The sequence below is a fragment of the Streptomyces sp. NPDC002795 genome (assembly GCF_042888725.1).
Classification (GTDB): domain Bacteria; phylum Actinomycetota; class Actinomycetes; order Streptomycetales; family Streptomycetaceae; genus Streptomyces.
Window position 1 is genome coordinate 138,844 of the sequence record NZ_JBIAQB010000017.1, and the last position, 7,845, is coordinate 146,688.

Sequence of the window (7,845 nt, forward strand, 5' to 3'; positions counted from 1 at the left end):
GGGAGCGGCAGTTGGCGACCCTGGAAGGGTCTTAACCGACCGCGCCTTCCATCTGGAGCTCGATCAGCCGGTTGAGCTCGAGCGCGTACTCCATGGGCAGCTCCTTGGCGATCGGCTCGACGAAGCCGCGCACGATCATCGCCATGGCCTCGAACTCGCTCAAGCCCCGGCTCATCAGGTAGAAGAGCTGGTCCTCGGAGACACGGGAGACGGTCGCCTCGTGGCCCATCGACACGTCGTCCTCGCGGACGTCGACGTACGGGTACGTGTCGGAGCGCGAGATGGTGTCGACGAGCAGCGCGTCGCACAGCACGTTCGACTTCGAGCCGGGGGCACCCTCGCCGATCTCGACGAGGCCGCGGTACGACGTACGACCGCCGCCGCGCGCCACGGACTTCGAGACGATGTTGGACGACGTGTTCGGCGCCATGTGGACCATCTTGGAACCGGCGTCCTGGTGCTGGCCCTCGCCCGCGAAGGCGATGGACAGCGTCTCACCCTTGGCGTGCTCGCCCATCAGGTAGACGGCCGGGTACTTCATGGTGACCTTGGAGCCGATGTTGCCGTCGATCCACTCCATGGTCGCGCCCTCGTACGCCACGGCGCGCTTGGTGACCAGGTTGTAGACGTTGTTCGACCAGTTCTGGATGGTCGTGTAGCGGCAGCGCGCGCCCTTCTTGACGATGATCTCGACGACGGCGCTGTGCAGGGAGTCGCTCTTGTAGATGGGCGCGGTGCAGCCCTCTACGTAGTGCACGTACGCGTCCTCGTCGACGATGATCAGCGTCCGCTCGAACTGGCCCATGTTCTCCGTGTTGATACGGAAGTAGGCCTGGAGCGGGATCTCGACGTGCACGCCCTTCGGCACGTAGATGAAGGAGCCACCCGACCACACGGCGGTGTTCAGCGACGCGAACTTGTTGTCGCCGACGGGGATGACGGTCCCGAAGTACTCCTTGAAGAGCTCCGGGTGCTCCTTCAGGGCCGTGTCGGTGTCCATGAAGATGACACCCTGCTCCTCCAGGTCCTCGCGGATCTGGTGGTACACGACCTCGGACTCGTACTGGGCCGCGACACCGGCGACGAGGCGCTGCTTCTCCGCCTCGGGGATGCCGAGCTTGTCGTACGTGTTCTTGATGTCCTCGGGCAGGTCCTCCCAGGACTCCGCCTGCTTCTCCGTGGAGCGCACGAAGTACTTGATGTTGTCGAAGTCGATGCCCGACAGGTCCGAGCCCCAGTTCGGCATGGGCTTCTTGCCGAACAGCTTCAGGCCCTTGAGACGGAGCTTGGTCATCCACTCCGGCTCGGACTTCTTGGCGGAGATGTCGCGGACGACGTCCTCGTTGATACCGCGCTTGGCAGAGGCGCCGGCCGTGTCGGAGTCCGCCCAGCCGTATTCGTACTTGCCCAGGCCCTCGAGCTCGGGGTGAGCAGTCTCCTCGATGGGGAGCGTCATGCGGGGTTCCTCCCGGCCGTGCTTGCAGATGCGTTGGTGGTCGTGTGGGGGGTGTTCTTGGGAATGAACGTCGTGCAGACCCCGTCGCCATGGGCGATGGTCGCCAGCCGCTGTACGTGAGTGCCGAGCAGCTGCGAGAACATTTCCGTCTCGGCCTCGCACAGTTGCGGGAACTGCTCGGCCACGTGGGCGACTGGGCAGTGGTGCTGGCAGAGCTGCTCACCGACCGGTGCGCTACGCGCCGTAGCAGCGTACCCGTCCGCGCTCAAGGCCCTCGCGAGGGCCTGGGCGCGCTCTTCGGGGGCCGCCGCCTCGATCGCCGTCTTGTAGGGCCCCGCCTGCGCGGCGATCCGCGCACGGGCGAAGGAGACGAGCGCCTCGTCGCCGCCGGCCTGCTCCTTGATCCAGCGGAGCGCTTCCGCGGCGAGCTTGTCGTACGACTGGTCGAAGGCGTCCCTGCCGCAGTCGGTCAGCGCGAAGGCCTTGGCGGGGCGGCCGCGGGTGCGGGCTCCGTAGACGCGCTGATCCCTGGGCTCCACGACATTGTCGGCACCGAGTGCGTCGAGGTGGCGGCGGACGGCGGCCTGGGTGAGGCCGAGGCGTCCGGCGAGCTCGGCGACGGTGGACGGGCCGTGGTCCAGGATGGAGCGCGCGACCCGGTTGCGGGTGGACCGCTCTCCGGTCGTGAGCTCCTCTGGGGCCTCGCCGACGTTTTTCACAACACCATTGTTGCGTAATTCCTCAGACCCTGACAAGCGCGGCGGTGATCGCCACTCGGTGCGGTACATCACTTAGGCAGACCTAAGTAGCCACCCACCGTGACCTGCGGAAACGATCTTTGATCGATCGGAACGCCGGGTGCCGCGGCCGTCGGGCCGGGGCTGATCCCGTGGCGCCCGACGCCCCTCGCGAGGACACTCGCACCCATGCCCACACCCCCTCCGACCGGCCCACTCGCCACCCGCGCGTCCCTCGCGTCGGACCTTCGCCCACTCGGCGTGCAACCGGGCGACACCCTCCTCGTGCACACCTCCCTCAGCAGCCTCGGCTGGGTGAACGGCGGAGCGGTCGCGGTCGTCCAGGCCCTCCTCGACGCGCTCGGGACCGACGGCACTCTTGTCGTCCCGACGCAGTCCGCGGATCTCTCCGACCCGGCCGAGTGGAGCCGCCCGCCGGTCCCCGAGGACTGGTGGGAGACGGTCCGGGCGACCATGCCCGCCTACGACCCGGCGATCACGCCCACGCGCGGCGTCGGCGTCCTCCCGGAGACGGTCCGGACGTGGCCGGGCGCCCTGCGCAGCGCGCACCCGCAGACGTCCTTCGCGGCGCTCGGTGCGCATGCGGCCAGGGTGACCGAGGGGCACGCGGTCGACTGCCGGCTCGGCGAGCGCAGTCCGCTGGCCCGCCTGGAGGAGCTGCACGCGCGCGTACTGCTCCTCGGCGCGGGATACGAGGCGTGCACCAGCTTCCACCTGGCCGAGTACCGGATCCCGGGGCGCGTCGAGGACGCCGGGCGGCCGGGGCCGGACGGGTGGCAGCACGTGAGCGAGGTGGCCATCGACAGTGACCGGTTCGACGAGCTGGGTGCCGCGTTCGAGCGCGACACCCCGGTCCTCCGCGGCCGCGTCGGCGGCGCCGAATCCCGCCTCTTCGGGGTCGCCGAGGCCGTGGCGTACGCGGAGAAGTGGCTGCCGGTGCACCGCCCGGCCGCTACGTGACGGTTCTTGCGCCCCGGGCGTCCGGGAGCCGCGCCGCGTCCTTAGACTTGCGCACCATGCGAAGTGAGCCAGTCGTCCACATCACCGGTCTGGTGAAGCGGTACGGAACCAAGACCGCGGTCGACGGACTCGACCTCACGGCGGCCCCCGGCATCACGGCCGTCCTCGGCCCCAACGGCGCGGGCAAGACCACCACGATCGAGACCTGCGAGGGCTACCGCAGGCCGGACTCCGGCACCGTCCGAGTCCTCGGCCTCGACCCGGTCAAGCAGGCCTCCGCGCTGCGCCCCCGGGTCGGCGTCATGCTGCAGTCCGGCGGCGTCTACTCCGGCGCCCGCGCCGACGAAATGCTCCGCCACGTCGCCAAGCTGCACGCCCACCCGCTCGACGTGGATGCCCTCATCGAACGCCTCGGCCTCGGCAGTTGCGGCCGCACCACGTACCGGCGGCTCTCCGGCGGCCAGCAGCAGCGGCTCGCGCTCGCCATGGCTGTGATCGGCCGCCCCGAACTGGTCTTCCTCGACGAGCCGACCGCGGGCCTCGACCCGCAGGCCCGGCACGCCACCTGGGACCTCGTGCGGGACCTGCGCGCCGACGGCGTCTCCGTCATCCTCACCACGCACCACATGGACGAGGCGGAGCAGCTCGCCGACGACGTGGCGATCGTCGACGCCGGCAAGGTCATCACGCAGGGCTCCCCCGAGCAGCTGTGCAAGGGCGGGGCCGAGAACACGCTCCGCTTCTCCGGGCGGCCCGGCCTCGACGTCGCCTCGCTCCTCAAGGCCCTGCCCTCCGACGCCGCGGCCGTCGAGCTCACCCCCGGCTCCTACCGCGTCAGCGGCAAGGTCGACCCCCAGCTCCTCGCGACAGTCACCTCCTGGTGCGCGCAGCACGGCGTGATGCCGGACAGGATCTCCGTGGAGCGGCACACGCTGGAAGATGTATTCCTGGAACTGACGGGGCGGGAGCTTCGCGGATGAGCACGAGCGATCCCACCTCAACGGCCGGAGGTCCGGGGGTTGCCCCCGGGAAGACACAGCCTCGAACCCACCGGCAAGGAGCTGCGCGGATGAGCGCGGGTACGTACGCCCCCCACCCCGGAGCCGCCCCGCTCCCCCGCATGATCGCGACGCAGGCCGCGCTCGAGACGAAGATGCTGCTGCGCAACGGCGAGCAGCTGCTGCTCACGGTCGTCATCCCGACGCTGCTGCTGGTCCTGTTCTCGGCCGTCGACATCGTCGACACGGGTTCCGGCAAGGCCGTCGACTTCCTGACCCCCGGCATCCTGGCGCTCGCCGTGATGTCGACCGCCTTCACCGGCCAGGCCATCGCCACCGGCTTCGAGCGCCGCTACGGCGTGCTGAAGCGGCTCGGCGCGTCCCCGCTCCCCCGCTGGGCGCTGATGACGGCGAAGACGCTCTCCGTGCTGGTCACCGAGGTGCTCCAGGTCGTCCTCCTCACGGTCATCGCGTTCGCGCTCGGCTGGTCCCCGCACGGGAACCCTTTCGCCGTTCTCCTCCTCCTGGTGCTGGGTACGGCGGCGTTCTCCGGCCTCGGCCTCCTGATGGCGGGCACGCTGAAGGCGGAGGCCACGCTGGCCGCGGCGAACCTGGTCTTTCTGCTCCTCCTGGTCGGCGGCGGCGTGATCGTGCCGCTCGACAAGTTCCCCGACGCGGCCCAGTCGGTCCTCGGCCTGCTGCCCATCTCGGCGCTCTCCGACGGCCTGCGGGACGTGCTCCAGCACGGCGCGGCGATGCCGTGGGGCGACCTGGGGATCCTCGCCGTGTGGGCGGTCGTGGGGCTCGGCGCGGCGGGTCGCTTCTTCCGCTGGGAGTGAGCGCGCGAGGCGGCCGCGCACCGGCCACGGGAACGTAACTTGGGTCACAGATGGCCCAGTTACGTCCCCCTCGTGAAGCCGTGCACAAGCGGCCGCCTACGATGGGCCCGTGCCAAAGCTGACCCCCACCGACGCCGCGCGGGCGCTGCGCAATCCGCTCGCCTTCATCGCCGAGTACTGGACTCCCACGCAGCGGACCGTCCAGCGCGCGGCCATGTCCGCCGTCGTCATGACGGTGCTCATCGTCTGCACAGGCGGCGCCGTGCGCCTGACCGGCTCGGGCCTCGGCTGCCCGACCTGGCCCAAGTGCACCGACCAGTCGCTGACCGCGACGAGCGAGATGGGCTTCCACGGAGCCATCGAGTTCGGCAACCGCATGCTCACCTACGTGCTGTGCGCCGCGGTCGGCTGGGCGATCATCGCCGCCCGCTCGCGGAAGCCGTGGCGGCGCACGGTGACCCGGCTCGGCTGGGCCCAGTTCTGGATCGTGATGGGCAACGCGGTGCTCGGCGGCATCGTCGTCCTGGTCGGCCTCAACCCGTACACGGTGGCCGCCCACTTCGTCCTGACCACCGCCCTGCTCACGGTCGCCGTCCTGATGTGGCAGCGCACCCGTGAGGGCGACGGCGAGCCGCGCCCGCTGGTCGGCAAGGCCATCAGGCAGCTGGTCTGGGCCCTGGTCGCGGCGGCGGCGCTGCTGATCCTCGTCGGCACGGTCGTGACCGGCGCGGGCCCGCACGCCGGCGACTCCAGCGACGTCCACCGGATGCCGCTCGACTGGGAGACGGTCTCGAAGGTGCACGCGGTCCTGGCCTGGATCGTGGTGACGCTGACCTTCGCGCTGTGGTTCGTCCTGAAGGCGGTCGACGCCCCCAAGGGCCCGCTGCACCGCACCCGCGACCTGTTCCTGATCCTGCTCGCGCAGGGGATCATCGGCTACGTCCAGTACTTCACGGATCTGCCGGAGGTCCTGGTCGGCCTGCACATGCTGGGCTCGGCGCTGGTGTGGATCGGGGTGCTGCGCGTGGTCCTCGCGCTGCGCGAACGCCCGGTGGCGCAACCGGGCCTCCCGTCGCAGACGGACCAGGAACTCTCGGCGGTCTGACGGCCCCTACGGGCCGGGGAACGCTCAGGCGGCCCCGAGCCCGTACACCCGCCGCGCCGTCCCCGACGCGATCATCCCGGCCACCCGCTGCGCATCGCCCAGCGACCACGCGCCGTCGGCGACCCACTCCCCGAGCACCCGTCCGAGCGCCTGCCGGAACAGCCGCGCGCCCACCACGTGCAGTTCGGGAAGCCCCTGCGCACCCGTCGAGAACAGCAGCTTCCCGAAGGGCGCCAGCTCCAGGAACTCCGCGAGCAGCCCCGCGGCCCGCGCCCCCGTACGGGAGAGCGCCGGGCCCAGATCCGCGTACACGTGCGGGAAGACGCCCGCCAGATGCGCCGCGTGGCGGTGGTACGGGTAGCCGTGCAGCAGCACCACGTTCGTGCCGAGCCCCGCCGTGGCGCGGGCGAACTCGGCGAGCGCCACCGGGTCCGTGTGGTCGAGGTGCCCCCAGCGCAGTTGCAGCGGGCGTCCCGTGGCGATCGCGATCCACAGCAGGTGCCGCAGCAGCACCGGGTCCGTGAGGGCGCCCCCGACCTGCCGCCCCGCCAGCCACCGGCCCGCCGCGCCGCGCACCTCGCCGGGTCCCGGCGGCTGCGGGGCGAGCGTGAGCCCGTGGCGTACGCCCGCGACCGAGGTGAAGGCGACCGCGCAGGAGGCCGCGGCATGCACCGATTCGGCGAGGTTCGCGAGGAAGGAGTCGACGGTCCCCGAGGTGTCCGCGACCTGCTCCGCGAGGAGTTCGAGACGGACGATCTCGTGGGCGTCGCCCTGGGCGGCGGCGGCCAGCTCGGCGGGCCCGGTCAGATCGTCGGCGAGACCCGTGTCCACGAGATACGTGGTGATGCCGCTGCCGCGCAGCAGCCTGCGCCCCGCCTCGACGACGCCCAGCTCGCGGCGCCTGGCCAGATAGCGGGCGGGCGGACAGTGAGGTTCCAGGCCGAGCAGCGGCGGGCACCAGCGGCGCACCGCGAACCCGGTCTGGGTGTCGAAGAAGGTGGTGCCGGGCGCGGGCGGCCCCTCGCCCCGGCCGAGGTGGGCCTCGAACGTGCCGAGGCCCAGCTCCGTACGCAGCACCCCATGGCAGTACTGATCCACGAGGGACGGCGTTTCGATCATCCGGACTCCCCGTATATGGACCGTGCTCCTACAGTCCTAACGGGTGAACGGGCGCCTGGTGTTGCTCCAAATCCAACCGCCGAATTCAAGCGCCGAATTCAGCCGCCGAGCTGGATGCCCGCCATCCGCTTCCATTCGTACGGGCCCGTCTCGACCTTGGCCGCGAAATCGCCGTCGAAGTCCTCGTGGACGGTGATGCCCGCCTTCTCGACGGCCTTCTGCGCGACCTCGTACGTCGACGCCACCAGGTCGCCCCAGCCGCCGTCCTCGCCGACGAGCACGATGCGCGTGCCGTGCTCCCCGATGTACGCGAGCTGCCCTTCGGCACCGCCGTGCGCCTTGGCGAACACGCCGATCTCCTTGGCCAGCTTGGCCGCGCGACGCTCGTCCTTGGCCGCCCCGCGGGGCGCCTCAACCGCTTGAGTCTCTGCCATGGACAGGATGCTACCGACGAGTAGTCAAACAAGCGATAAGCGGGGTGCGTGGCCTGGGCCACGCACCCCGCTTATCGAGGACTTCTTTGGATGGTGAGCGCCGGAACGGAGGCACCCCCCTCTCCCCGAACAACCGCGACCCATAAGTGTTTGACCAGAGGTACATCCACCACACC

General features: G+C 70.6%; 8 protein-coding genes. 4 read left to right on the forward strand and 4 right to left on the reverse strand.

The window, feature by feature from the left end; genetic code table 11:
• Nucleotides 1–31: 31 nt before the first annotated feature.
• Both sufB and ACFYWS_RS37355 read right to left on the reverse strand, forming a co-directional pair.
• On the reverse strand, nt 32–1,456 hold the full coding sequence (gene sufB, locus ACFYWS_RS37350) for a Fe-S cluster assembly protein SufB (protein WP_389283923.1): 1,425 nt from the start codon (nt 1,454–1,456) through the stop codon (nt 32–34).
• On the reverse strand, nt 1,453–2,175 hold the full coding sequence (locus ACFYWS_RS37355) for a helix-turn-helix transcriptional regulator (protein ID WP_389283924.1): 723 nt from the start codon (nt 2,173–2,175) through the stop codon (nt 1,453–1,455). Before ACFYWS_RS37355 ends, sufB begins: the two co-directional genes overlap by 4 nt.
• A 207-nt stretch (nt 2,176–2,382) precedes the next feature.
• On the opposite strand from ACFYWS_RS37355, the gene ACFYWS_RS37360 reads away from it, so the two are divergent.
• From ACFYWS_RS37360 to ACFYWS_RS37375, 4 genes are all read left to right on the forward strand, one after another.
• Nucleotides 2,383–3,174, forward strand: a complete 792-nt coding sequence (locus ACFYWS_RS37360; protein WP_389283925.1) for an aminoglycoside N(3)-acetyltransferase — start codon at nt 2,383–2,385, stop codon at nt 3,172–3,174.
• A gap of 56 nt (nt 3,175–3,230) precedes the next feature.
• A complete protein-coding gene (locus ACFYWS_RS37365; RefSeq protein ID WP_389283927.1) occupies nt 3,231–4,154 on the forward strand; it encodes an ABC transporter ATP-binding protein in 924 nt (307 codons plus the stop codon).
• Nucleotides 4,155–4,243: 89 nt separating this feature from the next.
• On the forward strand, nt 4,244–5,011 hold the full coding sequence (locus ACFYWS_RS37370) for an ABC transporter permease (protein WP_389283929.1): 768 nt from the start codon (nt 4,244–4,246) through the stop codon (nt 5,009–5,011).
• Nucleotides 5,012–5,120: 109 nt separating this feature from the next.
• On the forward strand, nt 5,121–6,116 hold the full coding sequence (locus ACFYWS_RS37375) for a heme A synthase (RefSeq protein ID WP_389283931.1): 996 nt from the start codon (nt 5,121–5,123) through the stop codon (nt 6,114–6,116).
• 24 nt (nt 6,117–6,140) lie between these two features.
• Here the strand turns inward: ACFYWS_RS37375 and ACFYWS_RS37380 are convergent, their stop codons facing one another.
• Together ACFYWS_RS37380 and ACFYWS_RS37385 are read right to left on the reverse strand one after the other, a co-directional pair.
• A complete protein-coding gene (locus ACFYWS_RS37380; RefSeq protein ID WP_389283933.1) occupies nt 6,141–7,235 on the reverse strand; it encodes an amidohydrolase in 1,095 nt (364 codons plus the stop codon).
• Between the two features lie 98 nt (nt 7,236–7,333).
• Nucleotides 7,334–7,669, reverse strand: coding sequence for a hypothetical protein (locus ACFYWS_RS37385; RefSeq protein WP_389283934.1), 336 nt, complete (start codon nt 7,667–7,669; stop codon nt 7,334–7,336).
• Nucleotides 7,670–7,845: the final 176 nt, after the last annotated feature.

Excerpts from the sequence above, each read along its gene's own strand:
- sufB (WP_389283923.1), bottom strand. The coding sequence starts at position 1,456 with ATGACGCTCCCCATCGAGGAGACTGCTCACCCCGAGCTCGAGGGCCTG.
- ACFYWS_RS37360 (WP_389283925.1), top strand. The coding sequence starts at position 2,383 with ATGCCCACACCCCCTCCGACCGGCCCACTCGCCACCCGCGCGTCCCTC.
- ACFYWS_RS37365 (WP_389283927.1), top strand. The coding sequence starts at position 3,231 with ATGCGAAGTGAGCCAGTCGTCCACATCACCGGTCTGGTGAAGCGGTAC.
- ACFYWS_RS37370 (WP_389283929.1), top strand. The coding sequence starts at position 4,244 with ATGAGCGCGGGTACGTACGCCCCCCACCCCGGAGCCGCCCCGCTCCCC.
- ACFYWS_RS37380 (WP_389283933.1), bottom strand. The coding sequence starts at position 7,235 with ATGATCGAAACGCCGTCCCTCGTGGATCAGTACTGCCATGGGGTGCTG.
- ACFYWS_RS37385 (WP_389283934.1), bottom strand. The coding sequence starts at position 7,669 with ATGGCAGAGACTCAAGCGGTTGAGGCGCCCCGCGGGGCGGCCAAGGAC.